The sequence below is a fragment of the Modestobacter sp. SYSU DS0290 genome, assembly GCF_054050955.1.
This window is the reverse complement of the sequence record NZ_JBJHAI010000007.1, coordinates 111,215-134,260: the sequence shown is the minus strand read 5'-3', so window position 1 is coordinate 134,260 and position 23,046 is coordinate 111,215. Positions and strand designations below refer to the sequence as shown.

At 75.8% G+C, this 23,046-nt stretch carries 22 protein-coding genes; 13 read left to right on the top strand and 9 right to left on the bottom strand.

Features of this window, described 5'->3' with window-relative positions:
- Positions 1–85 precede the first annotated feature (85 nt).
- Both ACI795_RS08855 and ACI795_RS08850 read left to right on the top strand, forming a co-directional pair.
- A complete protein-coding gene (locus ACI795_RS08855; RefSeq protein ID WP_457075124.1) occupies positions 86–1,258 on the top strand; it encodes an acyl-CoA dehydrogenase family protein in 1,173 nt (390 codons plus the stop codon).
- Between the two features lie 144 nt (positions 1,259–1,402).
- On the top strand, positions 1,403–1,672 hold the full coding sequence (locus ACI795_RS08850; RefSeq protein WP_457075123.1) for a DUF2277 domain-containing protein: 270 nt from the start codon (positions 1,403–1,405) through the stop codon (positions 1,670–1,672).
- Here ACI795_RS08850 and ilvA read toward each other — a convergent pair.
- Entirely contained in the window at positions 1,669–2,943 is a 1,275-nt protein-coding gene (gene ilvA / locus ACI795_RS08845; protein ID WP_457075122.1) for a threonine ammonia-lyase IlvA, read from the bottom strand. The genes ACI795_RS08850 and ilvA overlap by 4 nt on opposite strands.
- 23 nt (positions 2,944–2,966) lie before the next feature.
- The gene (locus ACI795_RS08840) at positions 2,967–3,869 is read right to left on the bottom strand and encodes an SDR family NAD(P)-dependent oxidoreductase (protein ID WP_457075121.1); all 903 of its coding nucleotides are present in this window, start codon (positions 3,867–3,869) and stop codon (positions 2,967–2,969) included.
- Positions 3,870–4,063: 194 nt separating this feature from the next.
- On the opposite strand from ACI795_RS08840, the gene nhaA reads away from it, so the two are divergent.
- Positions 4,064–6,721, top strand: a complete 2,658-nt coding sequence (gene nhaA / locus ACI795_RS08835) for a Na+/H+ antiporter NhaA (protein ID WP_457075120.1) — start codon at positions 4,064–4,066, stop codon at positions 6,719–6,721.
- 9 nt (positions 6,722–6,730) lie between these two features.
- On the top strand, positions 6,731–7,726 hold the full coding sequence (locus tag ACI795_RS08830) for a DUF2332 family protein (RefSeq protein WP_457075119.1): 996 nt from the start codon (positions 6,731–6,733) through the stop codon (positions 7,724–7,726).
- A gap of 38 nt (positions 7,727–7,764) precedes the next feature.
- Here the strand turns inward: ACI795_RS08830 and ACI795_RS08825 are convergent, their stop codons facing one another.
- From ACI795_RS08825 to ACI795_RS08810, 4 genes are all read right to left on the bottom strand, one after another.
- Entirely contained in the window at positions 7,765–8,715 is a 951-nt protein-coding gene (locus tag ACI795_RS08825) for a methyl-accepting chemotaxis protein (RefSeq protein ID WP_457075118.1), read from the bottom strand.
- Positions 8,715–9,284, bottom strand: a complete 570-nt coding sequence (locus tag ACI795_RS08820; protein WP_457075117.1) for a PAS domain-containing protein — start codon at positions 9,282–9,284, stop codon at positions 8,715–8,717. The genes ACI795_RS08825 and ACI795_RS08820 overlap by 1 nt, the downstream gene beginning before the upstream one ends.
- Before the next feature lie 76 nt (positions 9,285–9,360).
- On the bottom strand, positions 9,361–10,623 hold the full coding sequence (locus ACI795_RS08815; protein WP_457075116.1) for a glutathionylspermidine synthase family protein: 1,263 nt from the start codon (positions 10,621–10,623) through the stop codon (positions 9,361–9,363).
- A complete protein-coding gene (locus tag ACI795_RS08810; protein ID WP_457075115.1) occupies positions 10,620–11,060 on the bottom strand; it encodes a hypothetical protein in 441 nt (146 codons plus the stop codon). Before ACI795_RS08810 ends, ACI795_RS08815 begins: the two co-directional genes overlap by 4 nt.
- Positions 11,061–11,251: 191 nt before the next feature.
- Here ACI795_RS08810 and ACI795_RS08805 point away from each other — a divergent pair, with 191 nt between their 5' ends.
- From ACI795_RS08805 to ACI795_RS08790, 4 genes are all read left to right on the top strand, one after another.
- Positions 11,252–11,710, top strand: coding sequence for a hypothetical protein (locus ACI795_RS08805; protein WP_457075114.1), 459 nt, complete (start codon positions 11,252–11,254; stop codon positions 11,708–11,710).
- Positions 11,711–11,754: 44 nt separating this feature from the next.
- Positions 11,755–12,543 (top strand): alpha/beta fold hydrolase, encoded by a 789-nt coding sequence (locus ACI795_RS08800; RefSeq protein WP_457075113.1) that lies wholly within the window; start codon positions 11,755–11,757, stop codon positions 12,541–12,543.
- Between the two features lie 76 nt (positions 12,544–12,619).
- Complete coding sequence (locus ACI795_RS08795) at positions 12,620–13,015, top strand: VOC family protein (RefSeq protein WP_457075159.1); 396 nt, start codon at positions 12,620–12,622, stop codon at positions 13,013–13,015.
- A gap of 54 nt (positions 13,016–13,069) precedes the next feature.
- Positions 13,070–14,023 (top strand): EamA family transporter, encoded by a 954-nt coding sequence (locus ACI795_RS08790; protein WP_457075112.1) that lies wholly within the window; start codon positions 13,070–13,072, stop codon positions 14,021–14,023.
- Between the two features lie 6 nt (positions 14,024–14,029).
- Here the strand turns inward: ACI795_RS08790 and ACI795_RS08785 are convergent, their stop codons facing one another.
- Positions 14,030–14,428: a DUF2237 family protein gene (locus ACI795_RS08785; protein ID WP_457075111.1), complete on the bottom strand. Its 399-nt coding sequence runs from the start codon at positions 14,426–14,428 to the stop codon at positions 14,030–14,032.
- Positions 14,429–14,519: 91 nt separating this feature from the next.
- Between ACI795_RS08785 and ACI795_RS08780 the strand changes: the two genes are divergently transcribed.
- The 3 genes from ACI795_RS08780 (at position 14,520) to ACI795_RS08770 (ending at position 17,536) form a co-directional block, all read left to right on the top strand.
- Positions 14,520–15,434 (top strand): NAD(P)H-binding protein, encoded by a 915-nt coding sequence (locus ACI795_RS08780; protein WP_457075110.1) that lies wholly within the window; start codon positions 14,520–14,522, stop codon positions 15,432–15,434.
- Entirely contained in the window at positions 15,431–16,186 is a 756-nt protein-coding gene (locus ACI795_RS08775) for a CPBP family intramembrane glutamic endopeptidase (RefSeq protein WP_457075109.1), read from the top strand. The genes ACI795_RS08780 and ACI795_RS08775 overlap by 4 nt, the downstream gene beginning before the upstream one ends.
- A 96-nt stretch (positions 16,187–16,282) precedes the next feature.
- Positions 16,283–17,536 carry an amidase gene (locus ACI795_RS08770; protein WP_457075108.1) on the top strand — a complete coding sequence of 418 codons (1,254 nt, stop codon included), beginning with the start codon at positions 16,283–16,285 and terminating at the stop codon, positions 17,534–17,536.
- Positions 17,537–17,563: 27 nt separating this feature from the next.
- Here the strand turns inward: ACI795_RS08770 and ACI795_RS08765 are convergent, their stop codons facing one another.
- The gene (locus ACI795_RS08765) at positions 17,564–18,487 is read right to left on the bottom strand and encodes a polysaccharide deacetylase family protein (RefSeq protein ID WP_457075107.1); all 924 of its coding nucleotides are present in this window, start codon (positions 18,485–18,487) and stop codon (positions 17,564–17,566) included.
- A 195-nt stretch (positions 18,488–18,682) separates the two neighbouring features.
- Between ACI795_RS08765 and ACI795_RS08760 the strand changes: the two genes are divergently transcribed.
- Positions 18,683–19,729, top strand: a complete 1,047-nt coding sequence (locus ACI795_RS08760) for a heparan-alpha-glucosaminide N-acetyltransferase domain-containing protein (RefSeq protein ID WP_457075106.1) — start codon at positions 18,683–18,685, stop codon at positions 19,727–19,729.
- 22 nt (positions 19,730–19,751) lie between these two features.
- On the opposite strand, the gene ACI795_RS08755 is transcribed toward ACI795_RS08760, so the two are convergent.
- A complete protein-coding gene (locus ACI795_RS08755) occupies positions 19,752–22,394 on the bottom strand; it encodes an ATP-binding protein (protein WP_457075105.1) in 2,643 nt (880 codons plus the stop codon).
- Positions 22,395–22,617: 223 nt separating this feature from the next.
- Here ACI795_RS08755 and ACI795_RS08750 point away from each other — a divergent pair, with 223 nt between their 5' ends.
- Positions 22,618–22,995, top strand: a complete 378-nt coding sequence (locus ACI795_RS08750; RefSeq protein WP_457075104.1) for an FKBP-type peptidyl-prolyl cis-trans isomerase — start codon at positions 22,618–22,620, stop codon at positions 22,993–22,995.
- Positions 22,996–23,046 lie beyond the last annotated feature (51 nt).

The following is a 23,046-nucleotide window of genomic DNA, read 5'->3' as shown; positions in this document are numbered from 1 at the left end:
CTTGAGTACGCCGAGGGGTACTGCGTACCGTCCGCCAGTACTACCAGCGGGACACCGACGTCCCGCCGTCCCGGAGGTCCGGCCCGTGCCCGTCGCCCGTCTCGTGCCCACCCAGGAGGCCGCGGACCTGCTCGAGCTGACCCGGGAGCTGGCCCGCGCGGAGCTCGCGCCCCGGGCCGCCGCCGCGGAGGCCGACGAGCAGTTCCCGCGCGAGGTGTTCCGCACCCTCGGCCGGGCGGGGCTGCTCGGCCTGCCCTACCCCGAGGAGCTCGGCGGCGGGGGGCAGCCCCTCGAGGTGTACCTGCAGGTGCTCGAGGAGATCGCCGCCGCCTGGGCCAGCGTCGGGGTCGGCGTGAGCGTGCACGGGCTGTCCTGCTTCGGGCTGGCCACCCGGGGCACGCCCGCCCAGCAGCAGTGGCTGCCCGAGCTGCTCGGCGGCGAGCTGCTGGGGGCCTACTGCCTCTCCGAGCCGCACGCCGGCTCCGATCCGGCCGCGATGCGCACCCGGGCGGTCCGGGACGGCGACTCGTACGTGCTGACCGGGGAGAAGGCCTGGACCACCCACGGCGGGCACGCGGACTTCTACACGGTGATGGCCCGCACCTCCGACGACGGCGCCCGCGGCATCTCCTGCTTCCTGGTGCCCGCCGACAGCGACGGGCTCTCCGCGGACCCGGCCGAGCGCAAGATGGGCCTGACCGGCTCGACCACGGCGACCATGCGGTTCGACGGCGTGCGGGTCGACGCCGACCGCCGGCTGGGCGAGGAGGGCGAGGGGCTGTCCATCGCCCTCGCCGGGCTGGACGCCGGCCGGCTGGGGATCGCCGCCGTCGCCACCGGCCTGGCCCAGGGCGCGCTGGACGACGCCGTCGCCTACGCGAGGGAGCGGGAGACCTTCGGCAAGCCGATCATCGAGCACCAGGGTCTGGGGTTCCTGCTCGCCGACATGGCCGCCGCGGTGGAGACCGCCCGGGCGACCTACCTGTCTGCGGCCCGGCTGCGCGACGCCGGTCAGCCGTACGGGCGGCAGGCCTCGATCGCCAAGCTGGTGGCCACCGACAACGCGATGAAGGTGACCACCGACGCCGTCCAGGTGCTGGGTGGCTACGGCTACACGCGCGACTTCCCGGTCGAGCGGTACATGCGCGAGGCGAAGGTCATGCAGATCTTCGAGGGCACCAACCAGATCCAGCGGCTGGTGATCAGCCGGGCCCTGGCCCGCGGCGGCCCCGGCCGGACCACCGTCGTCGCCCCCTGAGCGGGCCCCCCGCGTCGTCGAGTGACAGCTGAGCGGGCATCCGCCCGTCGGGAAGCCCGCTGAGCTGTCACTCGGAGCCGCCTGGAGTTCGTGCGGGGTTCCGGAGGGGCCGAAGGCGCGACTTCGGCCCCTAGGGTGCCGGGCATGTGTCGGAACATCCACGTCCTGCACAACCTGGAGCCCGCCACCACCTCCGAGGAGGTCCGCGCGGCGGCGCTGCAGTACGTGCGCAAGGTCAGCGGGTCGACCAAGCCGTCGCAGGCGAACCAGGCGGCGTTCGACCGGGCGGTGGAGGAGGTCGCGCACGCCACCGAGCACCTGCTCGCGGACCTGGTCACCACCGCACCGCCCAAGGACCGCGAGGTGCTCGCCGCCCAGGCCCGCGCCCGCTCCGCGGCCCGCCGGGGGCGCTAGAAGCTGGGGCCGCTGACCAGGTAGCGGTAGGCGGTCGTGCCCGGCTGCAGGTGCTGGATCGTCAGCGGGCCCGCCTCGATCCGGGCCAGCAGCGGGGCCAGGCCCTCGGGGCTGCCCAGCTCGATGCCGGTCAGCGCCGCCCCGGTCTCCCGGTTGTCGCGCTTGACGTACTCGAAGCGCACGATGTCGTCGTCCGGGCCGAGCACCTCGTCGAGGAAGCGGCGCAGCGCGCCGGGCTCCTGCGGGAACTCCACCAGGAACCAGTGCTTGAGCCCCTGGTGCACCAGGGAACGCTCGACGATCTCGGCGTACCGGCTGACGTCGTTGTTGCCGCCGGAGAGCAGGCAGACGACGGTCTGCCCGGGCTCGACCCGGACCGCACCCCCGGTCAGCGCGGCGGTGGCCAGCGCCCCGGCGGGCTCGGCGATCACGCCGTCCACCTGGTAGAGCTCCAGCATCTCGGTGCAGATCTGCCCCTCCGGGACGGCGACCAGCTCCGCACCGCTGTCGCGCACCAGCGGGTACGTGACCGACCCGACCCGGCGCACCGCGGCGCCGTCGACGAAGGTGTCGATCGAGGGCAGCTCCACCGGCCCACCGGCGGCCAGCGCCGCGGCCATGCTCGCCGCGCCGGCCGGCTCCACGCCGACCAGCCGGGTGCCGGGGCCGTGCTCGCGCAGCCAGGTGCCGCAGCCGGCCAGCAGCCCACCGCCACCGACCGGCAGGACGACGACGTCCGGGGCGCTCCCGAGCTGGTCGAGCACCTCCACGGCCACGGTCGCCTGCCCGACCACGGTGGAGACCGCGTCGAAGGCGGGCACCAGGGTCGCCCCGGTCATCTCCGCCGAGGCGGTGGCCGCGGCGGCCGCGTCGTCGTAGGTGTCGCCGGTGACGACCAGCTCGACCATGTCCCCGCCGAGCGCGGCGATCCGCTGCCGCTTCTGCCGGGGCGTCGTCCCCGGTACGAACACCCGGCCCCGGACGCCGAGCACCCGGCAGGCGTAGGCCATGCCCTGCCCGTGGTTGCCGGCGCTGGCGCAGACCGCGCCGGCGGCCCGGCCGGCGTCGTCCAGCTGGCTGATCGTGTTGTAGGCGCCGCGCACCTTGTAGGAGCGGCCGACCTGCAGGTCCTCCCGCTTCACCCACACCTCGGCGCCGGTGAGCTCGGAGAGGCGGGCGTTGCGCTGCAGCGGCGTCCGCTCGGCGACCCCGGCCAGCCGGGCAACGGCGGCGGAGACGTCGGTGGCGAAGGAGGTGCGGACGTCGGTCACCGGCCCATCTTCCCCGGGGTGGGTCAGATGCCGGTGAACGGGCCGCGGGTGGCCTCCTTCTCCGGCACCGGGGCGAAGACGTTGCCGGTGGTCGCCGCCACCTGGTCCCGGGCGTAGCCGAAGACCTTCAGCAGCGGCCCGACGAGCGCGTCGTACACCGGCGGCAGCAGCCGGAACCCGGCGATGATCGCCGGGTTCGCGAAGCCGGACTGCTTGAGCCGGCGCGGGTTCGCGACCCGGGCGACGACGGCGCGGGCCACCCGCTCGGGGGTGTAGACCGGCGGCGGCGGGTGGCCGGTGTTGCCCAGCACGGTGGCCGCCTGCGAGTAGATCGGCGTCGTGGTCCCGCCGGGGGCGACGGCGGAGACGTGCACGTCGGGCAGGTCGCGCAGCTCCTGCTGCAGGGTGCGGATCAGGCCGAGCTGGCCCCACTTGCCGGTGTTGTAGGCGCCCATCGTGGGCGTGGTCACCGACGCCAGCAGCGAGCTGACGACGACCAGCGAGCCGCGCTGCTGGCTGCGGAACTGCGGCAGCACCGCACGGAAGACGTGGAAGGTGCCCTTGATCGCGGTGTCCACCACCCGCTCGAACACCTCGGGCGGGAGGTCCTCGATCGACCCGTAGGCCATCACGGTGGCGGAGTGGACGACGACGTCGAGCCGGCCGAAGGTCCGCACCGCGTGGTCGACGGCGGCCTGCACCGCGGCGGTGTCGAGCACGTCGGCCGGGCAGACGTGCACCTCGGCGGCCCCGGCCGCCCGGCACTCCGCGGCGGCCTGCTCGAGGGTCGCCCGGCTGCGGGAGACCAGCACCAGCGCGGCGCCGCGCTCGGCGAACTGCACCGCCGACGCGCGGCCGATCCCGCTGGAGGCGCCGAAGAGAAGGACGACCTCGCGGGTCCGGTCTGCTGTCTGCTCGGCAGTCACGTTGCCCAGCTACCCGGAGCGGTCGGGGGGCACGCCTGTGGTGCGCGGCCCGTTCTCGGGACCGACGGTGCCGGTCGCCCATGACCCGAGAGGGCGCCGCTGCTCGCAGTGGACCGGTCCGTCACGGCGGGGTCCGGCCCACCCGGGGCTCCGGCGGATTCCCTGCCGTCACATCGGCGCGGTAGGAAGTCCGGGTGACGTCCCCGTCCCGCACCGTGAGCCGGCCCTCCCGGACCGGCCATCTGCTCGCCCAGCTCTCCACCCCGGCCCGCCGGTTCCTCCGCACCGAGGCGTCCAGCGCGGTGCTGCTGGTCGCCGGCACGCTGCTGGCCCTGCTGTGGGCCAACTCCCCGTGGGGCGACTCCTACGAGCGGGTGTGGCACACCGAGTTCGCCGTGCAGCTGGGCTCGACCGAGGTCGCCATGGACCTGCGGCACTGGGTCAACGACGGCCTGATGGTGTTCTTCTTCTTCCTCATCGGCATGGAGGTGCGCCGGGAGCTGTCGATGGGCGAGCTGACCCAGCGCAGCCGGCTCTCGGTGCCCGCCCTCGGCGCGATCGCCGGCCTGGTGGTGCCCGCCGGCATCTACCTGGCGATCAACGCCGGCGGTCCGGGCGCGCACGGCTGGGGCATCCCGATGGCCACCGACACCGCCTTCGTGCTCGGCGCGCTCGCGCTGGTCGGCTCCCGCGCCCCCACGCAGCTGCGGGTCTTCCTGCTCTCCCTGTCCGTCGTCGACGACATCGGCGCGCTCACGGTGATCGCGGTCTTCTACTCCGAGGACATCGACCTGCTGGCCCTGGGCGTCGCGGCGCTGTGCGTCCTCGCCTTCGTGTGGCTCACCAGGCTGCAGGTGTGGCGCGGCCCGGCCTACTTCGCCGTCGGCGTGGTCATGTGGCTGGCGATGCACGCCTCCGGGGTGCACGCGACCATCGGCGGGGTGGTGCTGGGCCTGCTGGTCAGCGCCTACACCCCGCGCCGCGCCGAGGTGGAGTCCGCCGGCACGCTGGCCCGCGCCTTCCGGCAGGCCCCGGACGTCGCCCTGGCCCGGCGGGCGAAGCTCTCGGTGGAACGGGCCATCTCGCCCAACGAGCGGATCGGCGCGCTGCTGGTGCCGTGGAGCGGGTACGTCGTCGTCCCGGTCTTCGCCCTGGCCAACGCCGGGGTGCAGTTCAGCGGCGAGGTGCTGGACCGGGCGCTCACCTCGCCGGTGACGATCGGTGTCTTCCTCGGCCTGGTGGTCGGCAAGTTCGTCGGCATCGGGCTGGTCTCCACGCTGGCGGTGAAGTTCGGCATGGGCTCGCTGCCGCCCAGCGTGAACCTGCCCAGCGTCTGGGGTGGCGCCGCCTTCTCCGGGCTGGGGTTCACCGTCTCGCTGTTCGTCGCCGACCTGGCCTTCGACGACCCGGTGCTCCGCGAGGAGGCGATGATCGGCGTGCTCGCCGCCGGGGTGGTCGCCGCGGTCCTGGGCGCGGCCTGGTTCTGGGTGCTGGGGCGCCGTGCACCGCGGGTCACCGAACCGGGGCCCCGCGAGCTCGACCCGCCGGTCGACCCGGAGGTCGACCACCTGCGCGGCCGGGCCGACGCGCCGCTGACCCTGGTGGAGTACGGCGACGTCGAGTGCCCGTTCTGCGGCCGCGCCACCGGGGTGGTCGAGGAGCTGCGCCGCCGGTTCGGTGACGACCTGCGCTACGTGTTCCGGCACCTGCCGCTGCCCGACGTGCACCCGCACGCCGAGCTCGCCGCCGAGGCCACCGAGGCCGCCGGCGCCCAGGGGGCGTTCTGGGCGATGCACGACCGGCTCTACGCCCACCAGGACCAGCTCGAGGCCGACCAGCTGCTCGACCACGCCGCCGCCCTCGGGCTGGACCTGGGCCGGTTCGCCGAGGAGCTGGGGTCCGGCGTGCACGCCGCGCGCGTCCGTGCCGACGTCGTGGGCGCCGAGGTCAGCGGCGTGCAGGGCACCCCGACCTTCTTCGTCAACGGCGTCCGGCACGAGGGCCCGACCACCACCGAGTCCCTCGCCGCCGCGCTGGTCGCCTCCGACCCGCGGGGCCCCGGCCACGGCGGGCTCCTGCCGGCGGCCGAGCCGGTGTCGCCGGTGCCGTCGTTGCGGATCTTCTCCCCGCCCGCGCAGATGCCCGCGATCGACGTGCTGCCCGGCGGCCCGTTCACCGAGACGCCGGACGACGGCTCCTCCCCGCGTCTCTCCGACGAGCACATCGCCGTGTTCCGCCGGGTGGGGCGGCGGATGAGGACGGTGCGGGGCCAGGTGCTGCTGCGCTCGGGCCAGGCGGAGTTCGACTTCTTCGTCGTCCTCTCCGGCGCGGTCGCGGTCATCGAGGGGTCGCTGGAGCACGGCGCGGACGGCGGCAAGCGGGTCGTGGCCGTCCACGGCCCGGGCCGGTTCCTGGGCGGGCTGAACATGCTCGCCGGACAGCGGCCGGTGCGGTCGCTGGTGGCCGCCGAGGACGGCGAGGTGCTCGTGCTCACGCTGGAGCAGCTGCGCGCCGTGTTCGCCCGCGACCGCGGCCTGGCCGACGTCGTCACGCGGTCGTTCCTGCTGCGCCGGGCGATGCTGATCGGGCAGGCGACCGGGCTGCGGGTGGTCGGTGACCGGCGCTGGCCGGCGAGCGTCGCGCTGCGCGAGCAGCTGGCCGAGGACGGGGTGCCGCACCAGTGGCTCGACCCGGCCGACGACGACGCCGCGCGCCGGCTGCTCGCCGAGGCCGGTGCGGAGGGGACCACCTCCCCGGTGGTGCTCACCCCCGACGGCCGGGTGCTGGTCGAACCGACCCGGGACGACCTGGCCCGGTTCGCCGGCACCGCGCGCGACCTGACCACCACCTGAGGAGCCGGCGTGCGGTCCCTCGACGAGGAGCTCACCGACCTGGCCGACCACTACCGGTGGTTCGCCGAGGTGGAGGCCGCGCCGGTCTCCCCGCGGTACGCCGAGCTGGCCGCCGCGGTCGCCGGGGACGCCGACGTGCTCGCCTTCCTCGGCACCCTGCCGACGGCGAAGCGGCAGGCCAACCTGCTGCTGGCGGCGCTGCAGCACCTGCACGGCGGGCCGCCGGCCGACGCCGCGCAGCTGCACGAGCGGGTGCTGGGCGACGCCGAGCGGCTGCGGGCGACCATGCTCGCCCGGGCCACCCAGACCAACGAGGCCGCCCGGTGCGCCGCCCTGCTGCCGCTGCTGGCCGGCCTGCCCGGGCCGCTGGCGCTGGTCGAGGTGGGCGCCTCGGCCGGGCTGTGCCTGTACCCCGACCGGTACGGCTACGAGTACGACGGCGTGCCCGTGGGTCCGCCCAGCGCCATCCGCCTGTCGTGCGCCACCACCGGCGCGGGGCCGGTGCCGCGGGACGTGCCCCAGGTGGTGCGGCGGGCCGGGATCGACCTCAACCCGCTCGACCCGGCCGACCCCGACGACGTCGCCTGGCTGCAGGCGCTGGTCTGGCCCGGCATGGACGCCCGCCGCGACCGGCTGACCGCCGCGACCGCCATCGCCGCCCGGGAGCCGGCCGAGCTGGTCCGCGGTGACCTGGTCGAGCAGCTGCCCGGGCTGGTGGCCCGCATGCCCGCCGACGCCACCGTCGTCGTGTTCCACACCGCGGTGCTCGCCTACCTGCCCGCGGCGGCCAGGGAGGAGTTCACCGAGCTGGTGGGCCGGCTGCCGGTGCGGTGGGTCGCCCAGGAGGGCGTCGGGGTGCTGCCCGCCGTGGCGGCGCGGCTGCCCGAGGCGCCGGCCGCGGACGAGCGCCGGTTCCTGCTGGCGCTGGACGGCGAGCCGCTGGCGTACACCGACCCGCACGGCGGCCGCATCGACTGGCTCCCCGCCGCGGCAGCGCTGGCCTGAGCCGCCGAGCCCAACAGGCGGACGGCGGCGGCCCGAGGTCAGCTCCGCATGTGGGCCAGGAAGCCAGTCATCTCCGCGCGCAGCTTCTCCGCCAGCTGGGAGAGCCCCGGCGACGTCGTCCCCAGCGGGTCGGACGCCGAGCCGTCGACGGCGGTGGTGATGCCGTCGACCAGGCCGGTCATGTCCGCGACCGTCGTCCCCACGTTGGTCATCACCTCGGAGACGTCACCGCAGGCGGCGCGCACGGACGCCACCTGGGCGGTGACGCGCTCCGTGGCGCCGGCGGTCTGGTCGGCGAGGTCCTTGACCTCGGAGGCGACGACGGCGAACCCCTTGCCGGCCTCCCCGGCCCGGGCGGCCTCGATCGTCGCGTTGAGCGCCAGCAGCCGGGTCTGCGCGGCCACCGAGTCGATCAGCGCGATGACCTCCTTGATCTCGGTGGAGGACCGGTCGAGGGAGACGACGCTGTCCTCGGCGCGGCCGACCTCGGTGCCGGCCGACGCGGCCGCCCCGGTCAGCCCGGCGGCCGAGGCGCTCAGCTCGGTCGCCGCCGTGGCCACCTGCTCGGACATCGCCAGCACCACCGACTCGAACTCGTCGGCGAGCGCCAGCCGGGCAGCCGCCGCCTCGGTGACCCGGGTGGCCGAGCCGCGCATCGCCTCGCCGGCCTGGTTGAGGATCCCGGCGCTGCGCCGGTAGGCCCCGGGCAGCCCGCGTTCGAGCACCCGGCGGTGGAACCGCCCGTCGGCGGCGGAGGTCAGCGCGGCGCCCGCCTCGCGCACGAAGGTGTCGGAGACGTCCAGCAGCTGGTTGACGCCGTCCTGCAGCTCACGCAGCTCGGGAACGTCGCGGGACCCGGCCACCGCCCGGCTGCGCGCCTCCAGGTCACCGGTGGCCGCGGCGCGGCACACCCGGCTCAGCTCCTGGACGAAGGCGCGGTACACCGCGAGCTCTTGTTCCGCCGTGCTCTTCGAGGGACGGAGGCCCATCAGAACCCCCCTTCGGAGATCAGCGACCACACGAACTCGTCGTAGGACTGCCCGCGGTCGGCCAGCAGCGTGCCGAGCAGCGCCGTGGAGGCCTCGACCGCCGCGCGACCGTTGGGCTGGGCGCGCTCGGCCGCCCGCAGCTGCTCGTACACCCCGCTCACCGCGGCGATGGCGGGGCGGGTGGGGGCGCGGCGGCTGGAGTGGTAGCCGACGATCGTGCCGCGGGCGTCGTAGCTGGGGGTCACGTTCGCCAGCACCCAGTAGTACGCGCCGTCGGCGGCCAGGTTGTTCACGTAGGCGAACACCTCCTGGCCGGCGGCGACGGTGTCCCACAGCAGCTTGAACACGGCTTTGGGCATGTCGGGGTGCCGGATCAGGTTGTGCGGCTGGCCGAGGACCTCGTCCTCCTCGTACCGCGAGACGCGCAGGAACGACTCGTTCGCGTAGGTGATCACCCCGCGCGGGTCGGTCTTGGAGACGATCAGGTCATCGGGCTCCAGAAGGCGTTCCTGCCCGGTGGGGCGCACCGCCCGCTGCTGGGCCCGGGCCGTCGTCGCCGCCGTCGTCACCTGTGCCGCTCCTCGTCGTCGAGTTCCCTGCTCCCACAGTTCTCGGCAGGGGAGGCGGCGAACGGGACGGGCGGGGTCAGGCCGACCAGGTGGTGTTCGGGGGGCGCTGGTAGCCGATGGTGTGCGGGACGAAGAACGACAGGTCGTCGGTGATCAGCCCGTCGGACTCCCGGATGCCCAGCCCGGCGGCCTCGCCGTCGACCACCCAGGCGCCCAGCACCGGGTGGTGCGGGCCGTCCGGGCCGGGGAAGTCCGGCAGCGCGCACAGCTGCTGCACGACCCACCCCTCGGCGCCGTACTGCCCGCCCTGCGCGGCGAGCACCTCGCCGCCGGGGGCGACCAGCTCGACGTTGTTGCCCTCCCGGCCGAACAGCGGCTTGCGCGCGAACCCGGTCGCCTCCAGCTCGCGGGCGCGCGGGTCGTCGGCGAAGAACGCCGGCAGCAGGTACCGGGAGAGCACCGGGTCGTGCTCGTAGCGCTGCCACAGCACCGGCAGCAGCCCCTTGTTGGACCAGAGCATCTTCCAGATCGGCTCGACCCACGTCGTCCCGCCCGGATCGCGGAGGTCGGCGATCACCGAGGGGCCGTAGGCGTCCTCGAGCAGCCACTCCCAGGGGTAGAGCTTGAAGACGACGTCGATCCGGTTGCCCTTGGGGTCGTAGAACCGGGCATCGCCGGTGTCCAGACCGATCTCCTCGGTGGTGAGCACCACGGCCTCGTAGCCGGCCCGCTGCACGGTGTCGGCCAGGTAGGCCACCGTCATCCAGTCCTCGCCGCTGCGGTCACCGGAGGTCCAGGCCAGGTGCACGGTCGGCTTGCGGTGGTGCTGGCCCTCCCAGCGGGAGAGGTTGCGCTGCCACGCGGCCACCAGCTTGTCGTCGAGCTGGTTCCACTGGTCGCGGCCCTGCCCGGTCTCCAGGTGCCAGGCCCACTGCACGACCGCCGCCTCGACCAGCGAGGTCGGGGTGTCGGCGTTGAACTCCAGCAGCCGCGGCGTGCCCTGCCCGTCCCACCAGAGGTCGAACCGGCCGTACACGCTGGGCGGCTCCTCCTCCCAGGTGGCCCGGACGACGTCCCGGGCGTCCCGCGGGATGCGCATCCGGTCCAGCAGCCGCTCGTCGGCCAGCGCCACGTCGCCGGCCTCGACGCAGGCCGCGAAGAGCTGGTCGGTGACGTCGGCGAGGGTGTCGACCTCGGCCTCGGTGAAGTCGTAGAAGACGTCCTCCCGCCAGTACGAGCGCGGGTCCTCACCGGGCACGGTGGTCTTGTTGTAGACCAGGCCCTGGCTCTCGATCTCGGCCTCCCAGCCGAGCCGGGCCTTGCCGTACAGCCGCCTCACGAACCGACGCTGCCGCTGCCGACCCGGCCCGAGCCGATCCCGCCGGAGACCCGGGTGCCGGAGCTGACCCGGCCGGAGCCGGGCAGGCCGGCGCGGGTCCGGGCGGAGGTGTCGGAGGGGTTCACCCGGGTGGCGGCCCCGGTGTACTGCTGCGGGATCGTCTGACCCACCGCGTACCGGTTGCCGCCGAACCCGCCGAGCAGGAAGAAGTAGGGGAAACCGCCGACGTAGCCACCGTTGGTCTCGGCCTCCTCGCAGAGCTCGTCGTCGACGACCTGGTCCTGCTCGTCCACGCAGTAGACCCGCTCGGCCTCCGCGTCGTCCTCGCCGGAGGCGTAGCCGCCGGTCCCGCACGCGGACAGGAAGCCCATGGCCGCGCCGGTCAGGCTGACGGTGCCGATGGCCGCACGCACCCGGTTGCTCCTCGACGTGCTCACCGTCTGCACTCCTCCTGCCGCGCTCTGCCGGACCCGCACATGCTGTCGGACGGCGGCCCGGCCCACACACCCGGCCCGCGGAACCCGCCCTGCGGCACATCCTCACAGCCCCGCCCCAGGAGCGGGAGGTGCCGTGCACAGCCGAGCCACCGACCGTCTCCTCTGTACACCCCCGAGCAGGAGGAGAACCGATGACCGAGCCCGTGCGCCCCGGTGGGGCCGAGCCGCCGGCGTCCGACCCCGCGCGGCAGGAGACCCGGGAGTTCGCCGCGGCAGCCGAGCCGGCCGGCGCCCGGCCGGTGCCCACCCGACGACGGCCCCGGAGGGGCGCGGTGCTGACCGGCCTGGTCGGCGCGGGCCTGCTGGGCGTGGGCGTGGTGGTCGGCGTCGTGGTCGGCCAGGCCACCGCCGGGACGGCGACCGCCGACACCGGGTCGTCGACCAGCCGGACCGTGCCCGACGGCGCGCCGGGCTACGGCACCGCGCCGGACGGCACCCTGCCCGGCGGCGGAGTGGGGGGCCGGGGCATGCCACCGGGCGGCGCCGGCGGGTTCGGTGGCCAGGCCCCCGACGGCAGCACGGACGGCAGCACGGACGGCAGCACGGACGGCAGCACGAGCAACGGGACGGCGGCCGACGCCACCGCCTGACCGGCGGCCCGGGATGAGCGGCGGCGAGGTGGGTAGTCGCGGGCATGGACCTCGCAGCGCACCGGACCGGCTCCGGCGACCCCCTCGTCCTCGTGCACGGGCTGGGTGGCTCCTGGCGCTCCTGGGACCCGGTGCTCCCCGGCCTGGCCGCAGCGCGCGAGGTGGTGGCGGTGGACCTGCCCGGGTTCGCCGGCGACACCCCGCCGCTGGCGGACCCCACCTTCGGTTCGCTGACCGACGCGGTGGCCGACTGGCTGCGGGCCGAGGGGCTGTCCGACGCCCCGCTGGTCGGCAGCTCGCTCGGCGCCCGGATGGTGCTGGAGCTGTCCCGGCGGGGGGTCGGCGGGGACGCCGTGGCCCTCGACCCGGGCGGGTTCTGGACCGACCGGGAGGCCGCGGTCTTCCTCGCCAGCCTGCGCGCCTCCATCGCGCTGGTCCGCCGGATCCGGCCGGCCCTGCCCGCGGTGCTGGGCAACCCGGCCGGGCGGACGGCGCTGCTGGCCCAGTTCTCCGCCCACCCGTGGGCGCTGGACGCCGGCGTGGTCACCCGGGAGCTCACCGGGTATGCGCAGTCGCCGTCCTTCGGCGCGGTCCTCACCGACCTGGCCCGTGGGCCCCGCCAGCAGGGCGCCCCGGCCGGGTCGCTGCCCGGCCGGCTGACCATCGGCTGGGGACGGCGGGACCGGGTCACGCTCGCCCGCCAGGCGGCGCGGGCGGTCGAGGCCTTCCCCGACGCCGAGCTGCACTGGTTCGACGGCTCCGGCCACTTCCCGATGTGGGACGTGCCCGCGGAGACCGTCGACCTCGTGCTCGCCGCGACCGCCCGCCGATGAGTTCTGCGGCGCCGTCCGGTCCCTGCTCGCGACGGGACCGGACGGCGGTCCCACGAACCGAGGAGTCCCCGTGCGCATGATCTTCGTCAACCTGCCGGTCACCGACCTGGAGCGGGCCACGGCCTTCTACGCGGCCCTGGGCTTCCGGAACGACGCCCGGTTCACCGACGAGACGGCGGCCGCGATGGTGGTCGAGGAGAACATCGTGGTCATGCTGCTGACCCGGGAGAAGTTCGCCGGCTTCGTGCCCGGCCAGGTCGGCGACCCGGCGCAGGTGACGTCGGTGATCAACGCCCTCTCGGCGGCCGACCGGGCGGAGTGCGACGACCTGTTGGCCCGGGCGCTGGCCGCCGGGGGCAGGCCCTGGCAGCCGGCCCAGGACCACGGCTCCATGTACGGCACCAGCTTCGCCGACCCCGACGGCAACGTCTGGGAGATGACCTGGATGGACCCGGCCGCTCTCGAGGGCTGACCACCGGCGGATGGGTAGGCGGCAACGGGCTGTTCGCCCGCTACATTGCCTGTCGTGCCCACCCGCCGCCCCGCTGTCGGCTCCCTGCTCACCCTGGCCGCCGCCGGGGTCTTCGCGATCAACGGCACGGTCTCCACGCTGGCGCTGCGGGCCGGGATCCCGCCGACGAACCTGACCGCGCTGCGCTGCACCGGGGCGGCGATCGCCCTGATCGCGGGCCTGGCGGTCCTCGCCCCGGGGCGGCTGCGGCTGCGCCGGCGGGAGGTCCCCTTCGTCGCCGTGCTCGGCGTGGTGGGCATCGCCCTGACCCAGTTCCTCTTCTACGTCGCCATCGACGGCCGGCTGCCGGTGGGCATCGCCCTGGTCTTCGAGATGACCGCGCCGGTGTTCATCGCGCTGTACGTGTGGCTGGTCCGCCGCGAGCAGGTGCGCCGCCGGATGTGGCTGGCGCTCGGCCTGTCCCTCGGTGGCCTGGTGCTGGTGGCCGAGGTCTGGGCGGGCGGCGGCTCGCTGGACCCGGTCGGCGTGGCGGTCGCCCTGAGCGCCGCGGTCTGCCTGGCCACGTACTACCTGGTGGGCGAGCGCGGCACCGTCGACCGCGACCCGGTGGCGCTGACGGCCTGGAGCTTCGGTGCCGCCGCCGTGTTCTGGGCGGTCGCCGCCCCGTGGTGGCGGTTCGACGCCGGGGTCCTGGCCGAGCGGGTGCCGGTCTCCCTCGGCGACGTCGAGGTGCCGGCGTGGGTGCTGGTCGGCTGGATCGCCGTGCTGGGGGCCGCCCTGCCCTTCTGGCTCTCGCTGGCCGCGCTGCGCCACCTGCCGCCGACCACCGCCGGGATCCTGGCCACCGCCGAGCCGGTGCTGGCCTCGATCGTCGCCTGGCTCTGGGTCGAGCAGGTGCTCACCGGGTGGCAGATCGCCGGCGGCGCCGTCGTCCTGGCCGGGATCGTGCTGGCCCAGACCGCCCGGACGGCGGAGCCCGCGCCGCTGCCGGAGACCGTGCCCAGCTGACACCGGTCAGAGCGAGGACGGGTCGTCCGGGACGTCGACGGCCTGGGACCGCAGCACCTCCAGCGGCACCACCTCGAGGGCGCGGGCGTTGGTCGCGGCCAACACGACCCCGGCCGGGGCGCCCGCCTGCAGGGCCTGGTACCAGCGGACGGCGACGACGCACCAGCGGTCGCCGGGGCGCAGCCCGGGGAAGCCGTACTCGGGGCGCGGGGTGGCCAGGTCGTTGCCCAGCCGGCGCTGCATCTCCAGGAACTCGGCGGAGACCACGGCGCAGACCGTGTGGCTGCCCAGGTCGGCCGGCCCGGTGCGGCACGAGCCGTCCCGGGTGAAGCCGGTCATCGGGTCGGTGCCGCACGGCTCCAACGGACCGCCCAGCACGTTGCGGTCCTCGCCGGGGGCGCTCATGGGCCGATCATCGCGCCGCCGGAGCCGGAGCGCCGGGTGGGCCGTGCGCTCCTGAGTCGCGCGGGACCGGGCGCACCGGGAGGCTGGGGCCGTGCGGGTACTGGTCAGCGGGGCGTCGGGGTTCGTGGGCGGCAGGCTGTGCGTCGCCCTGGAGGAGGCCGGGCACGAGGTCCGGGCGATGACCCGGCACCCGGACACCTACACCGGGGCAGGTGCCCCGGTGGCCGGGGACGTCGGCGACGAGGCCTCGCTGCGTGCCGCGCTGGCCGGCTGCTCGGCCGCCTACTACCTGGTGCACTCGCTGGACTCGGCGGACTTCCAGGAGAAGGACGCCGCAGCTGCCCGCGCCTTCGCCCGCGCGGCCGCGGATGCCGGGCTCGGCCGGATCGTCTACCTGGGCGGGCTGGGCAACGACGCCGACGACCTCTCCGCGCACCTGCGCAGCCGTCGCCAGGTCGAGCGGCTGCTGGCCGAGGGCAGCGTGCCGGTCACCGTGCTGCGGGCCGGCATCGTGGTCGGCCACGGCGGGGTCTCCTGGGAGATGACCCGCCAGCTGGTCGCGCACCTGCCGGCCATGGTCACCCCCCGCTGGGTGCACACCCGCACCCAGCCGATCGCCATCGCCGACGTCGTCCGGTACCTGGTCGGGGTGCTGGAGGCGCCGGAGGCCGAGGGGCAGGTCTACGAGGTCGGCGGACCCGAGGTGCTCGAGTACCTGGAGATGCTCACCCGGGTCGCGGAGCTCCAGGGGCGGCGGCTGCTGATCGTGCCGGTGCCGCTGCTGAGCCCGCAGCTGTCGTCCCGGTGGCTGTCGCTGGTCACCGACGTCGATCTGCAGACCGGGCGGTCGCTGATCGACTCCATGACCAACGAGGTGGTCGTCCGGGACGACTCGATCCGCCGGGTCGTGCCGTTCGAGCCGATGGACTACGACCAGGCGGTGCTCACCGCCCTGGGGGAACGCGCCCGGGCGCGCCGGGCGGCCCGCGCGGGGCGGAGCCGGTGACCCGCGCCCGGCTGCTGGCCCGGGCGCCGTCCTGGCTGGTGGACAAGGTGCCCCGCGACCACCGGGAGTCCGACGCCGCCTTCCGGCGCCGACGCCGGGTCACCGGCGCGGTCTCGGTGTTCGGGGCCGGGCTGCTGGGCGTCTCGCTGTCCCGACGGCCCAACTCGCCGTCCTTCTACGGGCTGACCCTCGGCGTCGCCGCCACCTGGGTGGCCGGCGGGGTGGCGTCCGGCCCGCTGCACCTGGGCTGGGTGCAGACGCCCCGGGCCACGCTGCGCCGCCCGCTGCTCACCCCGGTGCTCGCCGGGGCCGGGGCCTTCGGGCTGTTCTACGGCGCCGCCCGGGTGGCCAAGCGCATCCCGCCGCTGGACGCCTCGATCACCCGGGTGCTGCGCTACGCCCAGCAGGGCAACCCGGGCATGGTGACGGTGACGACGCTGGCCAACGGCGTCGCCGAGGAGGTGTTCTTCCGCGGCGCGCTGTACGCCGCGGTCGGCGTGGAGCACCCGGTGCTCAAGTCCTCCGCCGTCTACTCGCTGGCCACCGTGGCCACGCGCAACCCCGCGCTGGTGCTCGCCTCGGTGCCGATGGGCCTGCTCTTCGCCCTGCAGCGCCGGGCCAGCGGGGGGATCCAGGCGCCGGTGCTCACCCACCTCACCTGGTCGGTGCTGATGCTCCGCTTCCTCCCGCCGCTGTTCGTCGACGAGCACTCCATCGACGACCCGCGCCCGGCCGAGGGCGGATCGCCGTGACGGTGCGTGCTGACGGACGGCCCGTGAGGTGGCAGGCTCACCGCCCGTGACCGCCGTCCCGCCGCCGTTGACCACTCCGCGGGGCGGGCACTGACGGTGACGGCACCGGACGCCGCCGAGCGCGCTCGGCGGGACGAGGACGTGCGCGCGGCCACCAACGCCGTGCTGCGCTGGATCGACCCGCCGCTGCCGCACGCCCCCGACGGCCCGCTCGCCGGGGTCCGGGTGGGGCTGAAGGACAACATCGACACCGCCGGGGTGCCCACCACCTGCGCCTCGGCGTTCTTCGCCGACCGGGTCCCCGACGCCGACGCCGTCGTCGTCGCCCGGCTGGCCGAGGCGGGCGCGCAGATGGTCGCCAAGCTGAACCTGTCGGAGTTCGCCGTCGGGCTGACCAGCCAGAACTCCGTGGCCGGCCCGGTCCGCAACCCCTGGGCGCTGGACCGGCTGCCCGGTGGCTCCAGCGGCGGCTCCGGCGCGGCGGTCGCCGCCGGCCTGGTCGACCTCGCGCTGGGCACCGACACCGGTGGCTCGGTGCGGCTGCCCGCCGCGGCGTGCGGGGTCACCGGGCTGCGGCCGGGCATCTCCGTCGTGCCGGACGCCGGGACCTTCCCGGTGTGCGAGCTGGTCGACACCGTGGGGCCGCTGGCCCGCACCGTGGAGCTCGTGGCCCGTGCCTTCGGCGTGCTCGCCGGCCGGGAGCCGCGCGCCCTGCGGCCGGCCGTGCCCCGGCGGATCGGGCTCCCCGAGCCGTGGTTCGACGACCTGGACCCCGGCGTCGCCGAGGTGGTCACGGCCGCCGGCCGGGTGTTCGCCGAGGGTGGCGCGGAGCTGGTGCCGGTGACGGTGCCCGCGATCAGCGTCGCGCAGGACGTGCTCTACACGATCGTCTACTCCGGGATCGCCGACCTGCACCGCGAGCGGCTGGCCACCCCGGAGCTCTTCCAGCCCGACACGCTCGCCCGGCTGCGGGTGGGCGAGGGCGTCTCCGAGGGTGACCGGGCCGAGGCGCTGCAGGTCCGCGCGGAGTACCAGCGCGGGCTGGAGGAGGTGTTCGGCGAGGTCGACGTGCTGCTCACGCCCACGCTCGCGGCCGACGTCCCCCCGGCGGTCGCCGCCGACGACGTGCTCACCCTGACCCGGCGGCTCGGCCAGCTCACCGCGCCGTGGTCGCTGCACGCCGGCCCCACGCTGGCCCTGCCGGTCGGCCGGCACCCGGTCTCCGGCCTGCCGGTCGGCGCCCAGCTCACCGCCGCGGTCGGTGGCGAGGACCTGCTGCTGGACGCCGGCGCCTGGTACCAGCAGCGGACCAGCTGGCACGCCGAACGCCCGCCCTGCCGGGCCGACTGACCCGGCTCGCGGTCGCCGGTCCCCGGCTCAGGCGCCGGCCACCTCGCCGGTGGCCGCCAGGGTGCGGACGGCGGCTTCCCGGTCCGCGGCGGCGAGCAGCCGCCCCGCGCTGGTCAGTGTGATCCCACGGTCGGCCACCCGTCGCAGCACCTCCGGCAACGCCCGGACCTCCACCTCGCGGCGGGCGGCCAGGCCCCGGGTGAAGGCGGTGCCGGGCTGGAAGGTCCCCCGGCCCAGCCCGTCGTGCAGGCAGACCACGTCCCCGGCCCGGACCGTGCCGGCGACGTGCTCGGCGACCACCCCCGGGGTGCCGACGCCGTCGGGGCCCCGGCTGCAGGACCAGATCCAGACCTCCGAGCCCAGCTCCGCGCACACCCGGAGCCCGTAGCCGGTCAGCTTGCCCCGGGCGGGGCGGAAGGCGGTCAGCGGCTGCTGGACGAGCGCCTCGACCTCGTCCTTGCAGCGGACGATCTCCTCGCGGACCTGCGCCGGTGAGCTCGAGGTCTGGTCCAGGTGGCTCCAGGTGTGGTTGCCGACCTCGTGCCCGGCGGCGACGATCTCGCGCAGCAGGTGGGGGTGGGTGACCGCGTTGTGCCCCATCACGAGGAAGGTGGCGGTGACCCCGGCCGCGGCCAGCGCGGCGAGCACGCGCGGGGTGTAGTCCGGGGTCGGGCCGTCGTCGAACGTCAGGGCGGCCACTGGTTGCTGGACGGGCAGCGACCAGACGACCCGCGGCGCGCCCCAGCGGCCGGGCTCCTCCCAGACCTCCGGGAAGGCGGCGCCGACCCCCTGCCCGGACGTGCCGTCGGCGGGCGGACGGGGCGCCGGGACGAGGTCCGCGGCGAGCGTGCCGGAGACGGCATCGGCCGTGGCGGCCGAGCCCAGCCCCAGGGCCACCCCCGTCGCGCCGGCGCCCAGCAGGAACCGCCGTCGGCTCGTGGCCCCCGCCATCCGTCGCTCCTCTGCTCGCTCCCGGCCCGGATCCCGGCCGGGTGCAGGCGCGCGGCTGGTCGGTCGGCGGACGCTAACCCAGGCGGCGCGGCCCGGCCGGTGCACCGGCCGGGCGTGTCGCCCCGACGGGGGAGGGGCGCAGCGCGCAGCCCGGCTCGGCAGGCGCGGTGGGCCCGCCCGCCCTAGCGTGAGCGCGTGACCAGCCGGCTGGTGGCACCACCGAGCTCGGTCGAGGCGGCGCGCCCCCCGGCGGGAGCGCCCCCGCGGCTGCGTGGCGTCGACGCCCTGCGCGGGCTGGCCGTCGTCGGGATGCTCGCCGTGGACAACCGCGGGAACGACAGCATCACCCGCCAGCTGCAGCACGCCGAGTGGGACGGGCTCCACCTGGCCGACGTGGTCTTCCCCGTCTTCCTGGTGGTGGTCGGCGTCTCGATGCCGTTCTCCCGCCGGGCCGCCCGGCCGCGCGACGTGCTGGGCCGGGTGCTGAAGCTCGGCCTGCTGGGCTGGCTGGTGGTCACCGCGAAGTACGGGCCGGGCGCCACCGGTGCCGGCGTGCTCGGCCACGTCGCCGGCGCCTACCTGCTGTGCTGGCTCCTGCTCAGGCTCCCCCGGGCGGTGCAGCCGGCCTCGGCGGTCGCCGTCCTCGCGGGGCTGACCGTGGCGACGCAGCTGGCCGGGGCCGCCCCTGCGCGGTCCTGGGGGCAGGCCGTCGACGGGGCCCTCGGGCTGCCCTTCTCCGCGGAGGCCCCCCACTCCTACCTCGGCAGCGCGGTCACCGTCTTCATCGGCGTGCTGGCGGGCCGGGCGCTGCAATCCGCCACCGGGCGGACCGTGCTCGTCCGGCTGGCCGGCGGGGGGACGGCGCTGCTGGTCACCGGGCTGGCGCTGACCCCGCTGACCGCGCTGAACAAGCGCCTGTGGTCGCCGTCGTTCGTGCTGGTCACCGGCGGGATCGCGGTGCTCGCGCTGGCGGCGCTGCACTGGCTGGCCGACCAGCGGGGCGTGCGCCGCTCCCTGCGGCCGGCCGAGGTGCTGGGCGCCAACGCGATCGTGGCCTTCGTCTTCTCCGAGCTGGTCTTCCGCGCTGCCCTGGGCGACGCGGTGCAGCCGGCCGTCGACGGCCGGCTCACCGGCCTGGTGGGCGCGACGCCGGCGGCCTGGCTCTACGCTGCCGCGTCGGTCGCGGTCATCTGGGCGCTGTGCGTGCTGCTGCTCCGCCGCGGGGTCGTCGTCCGGGTCTGACCAGCGCGGGTGGGCGGGCCGCTCAGCTGCGGGCGGCGCGGATGGTCACGGTGGTGCCCTCGGGGCCGGGCGTCGCGGTGACGTCGGCGAAGGCGCTCATCAGCATCCCGCCGCGGCCACGGTCCATGCTCGGGACCCGCTCGCGCCACTGCCCGTAGTCGCGCACGGTGATGACCACCGCGTCGGCGCCGGCCTCGGCGGTGACGTCGAAGAAGGGCTCGCTGGGGTCCTGGGCGTGCTCGATCGCGTTGGTCGCCGCCTCGCAGGCGGCCAACGTCAGGTCGTAGGCCTGGTCCTCGTCGAGCTCCGCCGCGGCGAGGAACCGCCGCAGCGCCCGGCGCAGCCCGGCGATCGACTGCGGGACGGAGGCGAACCGCCACCGCTCCCGGGAGACCCCGTCGGCGGTCGGGGGCGGCGGAGGGGTGGGGACGTGCACGGCCGGCCGGCGGCTGGCCGGGACCAGCGAGCGCACGTCCGGCGCAGGCCCGACGGCCGCCGTGGGCGGCGGTGGGGGAACCGGCCGGGCCTGCCCCGCGCGCTCCACCGCGACCCGGACCCGGTGGACCAGCTCGGCGGCCTGGAAGGGCTTGGCCAGGTGGTCGTCGGCGCCGGCGGCGAGGCCCTCGACCGCGGCCTCCTGGCCGGCCCGGGCGGTCAGCATGATCACCGGGATCGACCGGGTGCCGGGGTCGGCCTTCAGCCGGCGCAGCAGCTCGAACCCGTCGATCCGCGGCATCATCACGTCGGTGAGCACCACGTCGGGGCGGTGCTCGGCGATGCTGCGCAGCGCGTCCTCGCCGTCGGGGCTGGTGCGCACCGCCCAGATCGGGGAGAGCAGGCGGACCAGGTAGCTGCGCATGTCGGCGTTGTCGTCGACGACCAGCACCGTCGCCGTCGCGCCCGCCGGCGCGACCGGGTCCGGCAGCACCGCGACGTCCTGCTCCCAGCTGGCCGCGGTGCCGTGCGCGGCCACGGAGGGCGCCGGCGGGGCGTCGTCGGCGACGGCGTCGGGGGAGCCGAACGGCACGGAGACGGTGAAGGTGCTCCCGACCCCCGGCTCGCTGGCCACCGTGACGGTGCCGTCGTGCAGCGCGACCAGCTCGCGGACCAGCGCCAGCCCGATGCCGGTGCCCTCCCGGGTGCGGGCCGCGGAGCCCCGCACCCGGTGGAAGCGGTCGAAGACCAGCGGCAGCTCCGCGGCAGGGATGCCGATGCCGGTGTCGCGGACGGTGAGCACCAGCTGCTCCCCCTCCGCGCGCAGGGTGAGCGCGATGCTGCCGACGAAGGTGTACTTCACCGCGTTGGACAGCAGGTTGAGCACCACCTTCTCCCACATCCGCGGGTCGACGAAGGCCGGGCGCGGCAGCGGCGGGCAGTCGACGGTGAGCTCCAGGCCGGCCCGTTCCGCGGCGGCGCGCAGCACCCCGGCGAGCTCGGCGGTGAACGCGGCGACGTCGGTCTCCACCCGGACGGCGGCGGCGCGGCCGGCCTCGATGGCCGCGACGTCCATCAGGTCGTTGACCAGGCGCTGGAGCCGCTGCCCGTTGCGCAGCGCCAGGGTCAGCTGCTCGCGGGCGGTCTCCGGCAGCGCTGCGTCCGGGTCGGCCAGGACGTCGCTGATCGGGCCCAGCAGCAGGGTCAGCGGGGTGCGGAACTCGTGGCTGACGTCGGAGAAGAAGGCGGTCTTGGCCCGGTCCAGCTCGGCCAGCGCCGCGGCCCGCTGCCGCTCGGCCTCGAAGGCCCGGGCGTTGCCCAGCGCGGTGGCGACCTGGCCGGCGGTCAGCTCCAGGAAGGTGCGGTACTCCCCGTCCAGGGCGAGGTTGGGGCTCACCCCGGCGACCAGCTCGCCGACGAGCTCACCGCCCGGCGCGGTCAGCGGCAGCACCACCGCGGTGGTGACCGGGTCGGACCAGGCGCCGCCGCGCAGGCCGAGCCCGGCGACCGGCCCGGGGAGCGCGCCCGGGTCGGGCACCTCCGCGGGCAGCTGCTCCGGCGGGCAGCCGGTCACCGTGGCGCGCCGCAGGGTCCCGTCGCCGTACCGGTAGACCGCGGCGAACGGCAGGTCCAGCGGGTCGCTGCCCAGGACGGTGCCCAGCGCGGCGAGGAGCTGCTCCTCGTCGGCGAGGGAGGCGCCGGCGCTGGACAGGTCGTGCAGCAGGCGCTGCCGGCGTTCCCCGAGCACCTCGCCGGTGACCTCGGTGCAGACCCCGAGCATGCCGCCGACCGATCCGTCGTCCTCGAACGCCGGAGCGTGCGAGACCGTGAAGTAGGTCTCCTCGCGGTAGCCGGCGCGCTCGAGCAGCAGTGGCAGCCGGGGCAGCCAGGACGCCTCCCGGGTGGCGATCGCGTGGTCGACCGGACCGGCGAGCGCGGCCCAGCCCTCGGCGAGGGTGACCCGGATGTCCTCGCCGATCGCCGGGTGCTTGGCGCCGATGAACGGTGCGTACGCGTCGTTGTAGAACTGCGTGTACTCCGGCCCCCAGGTCAGCACCATGGGGTAGCGGGAGGCGAGGACGGTGCGCACCGCGTAGCGCAGGCCCGCCGACCAGGAGGCGACGGCGCCGACCGGGGTGGCCGACCAGTCCAGGGCGGCCATCAGCCGGCCCGTCTCACCGCCGCCGGAGAACAGGTCGCCCGCGGCGTCCGACGAGGGACCAGGGGCCACCTGCACACCTCCCGACCGATGCCGGCACGACGACGGGGGTGACGCGCGCCCCAGGACCGCAGCCGGCTGTGCACACCCGGCCACCGTGGGCAACCTACCTCCCGCCGGGCGGTGATGTGCCATCCAGGCGGGCGGCCCGGCCTGCGGGACCGGGTGGGTGGCGGGTTGGATGGGGGCAGTGCCCGCGCCGGGAGGTCCCGGCGCCGAACCCCGAGGAGACCCCGTGGCAGAGCTGACCCGCCCCGACGTCGAGCCGCCCACCGGTCCGGCCCCCGACGACCTGGTGATGGAGGACCTCGTCGTCGGCGACGGCCCGGAGGCCACCGCCGGCAGCCTGGTGAGCGCCCACTACGTCGGCGTCACCCACGACGGCGGCGAGCAGTTCGACGCCTCCTGGGACCGCGGCGACCCGCTGGAGTTCCGGCTGGGCGTCGGCATGGTGATCCAGGGCTGGGACGAGGGCATCCAGGGGATGAAGGTCGGCGGTCGGCGCCGGCTGACCATCCCGCCGCACAAGGCCTACGGCGAGCGGGGCGCCGGGGGCGTCATCAAGCCCGGCGCCACCCTGGTCTTCGTCGTCGACCTCGTCGGCGTCCGCTGAACGAGGGCCCCGTTGCCCCCCACCGCTCGCAAGCTCGCGGCGGGCCCCTGC

Excerpts from the sequence above, each read along its gene's own strand:
- ACI795_RS08805 (WP_457075114.1), top strand. The coding sequence starts at position 11,252 with ATGACCGAGCCCGTGCGCCCCGGTGGGGCCGAGCCGCCGGCGTCCGAC.
- ACI795_RS08785 (WP_457075111.1), bottom strand. The coding sequence starts at position 14,428 with ATGAGCGCCCCCGGCGAGGACCGCAACGTGCTGGGCGGTCCGTTGGAG.
- ACI795_RS08800 (WP_457075113.1), top strand. The coding sequence starts at position 11,755 with ATGGACCTCGCAGCGCACCGGACCGGCTCCGGCGACCCCCTCGTCCTC.
- ACI795_RS08850 (WP_457075123.1), top strand. The coding sequence starts at position 1,403 with ATGTGTCGGAACATCCACGTCCTGCACAACCTGGAGCCCGCCACCACC.
- ACI795_RS08795 (WP_457075159.1), top strand. The coding sequence starts at position 12,620 with ATGATCTTCGTCAACCTGCCGGTCACCGACCTGGAGCGGGCCACGGCC.
- ACI795_RS08825 (WP_457075118.1), bottom strand. The coding sequence starts at position 8,715 with ATGGGCCTCCGTCCCTCGAAGAGCACGGCGGAACAAGAGCTCGCGGTG.
- ACI795_RS08765 (WP_457075107.1), bottom strand. The coding sequence starts at position 18,487 with ATGGCGGGGGCCACGAGCCGACGGCGGTTCCTGCTGGGCGCCGGCGCG.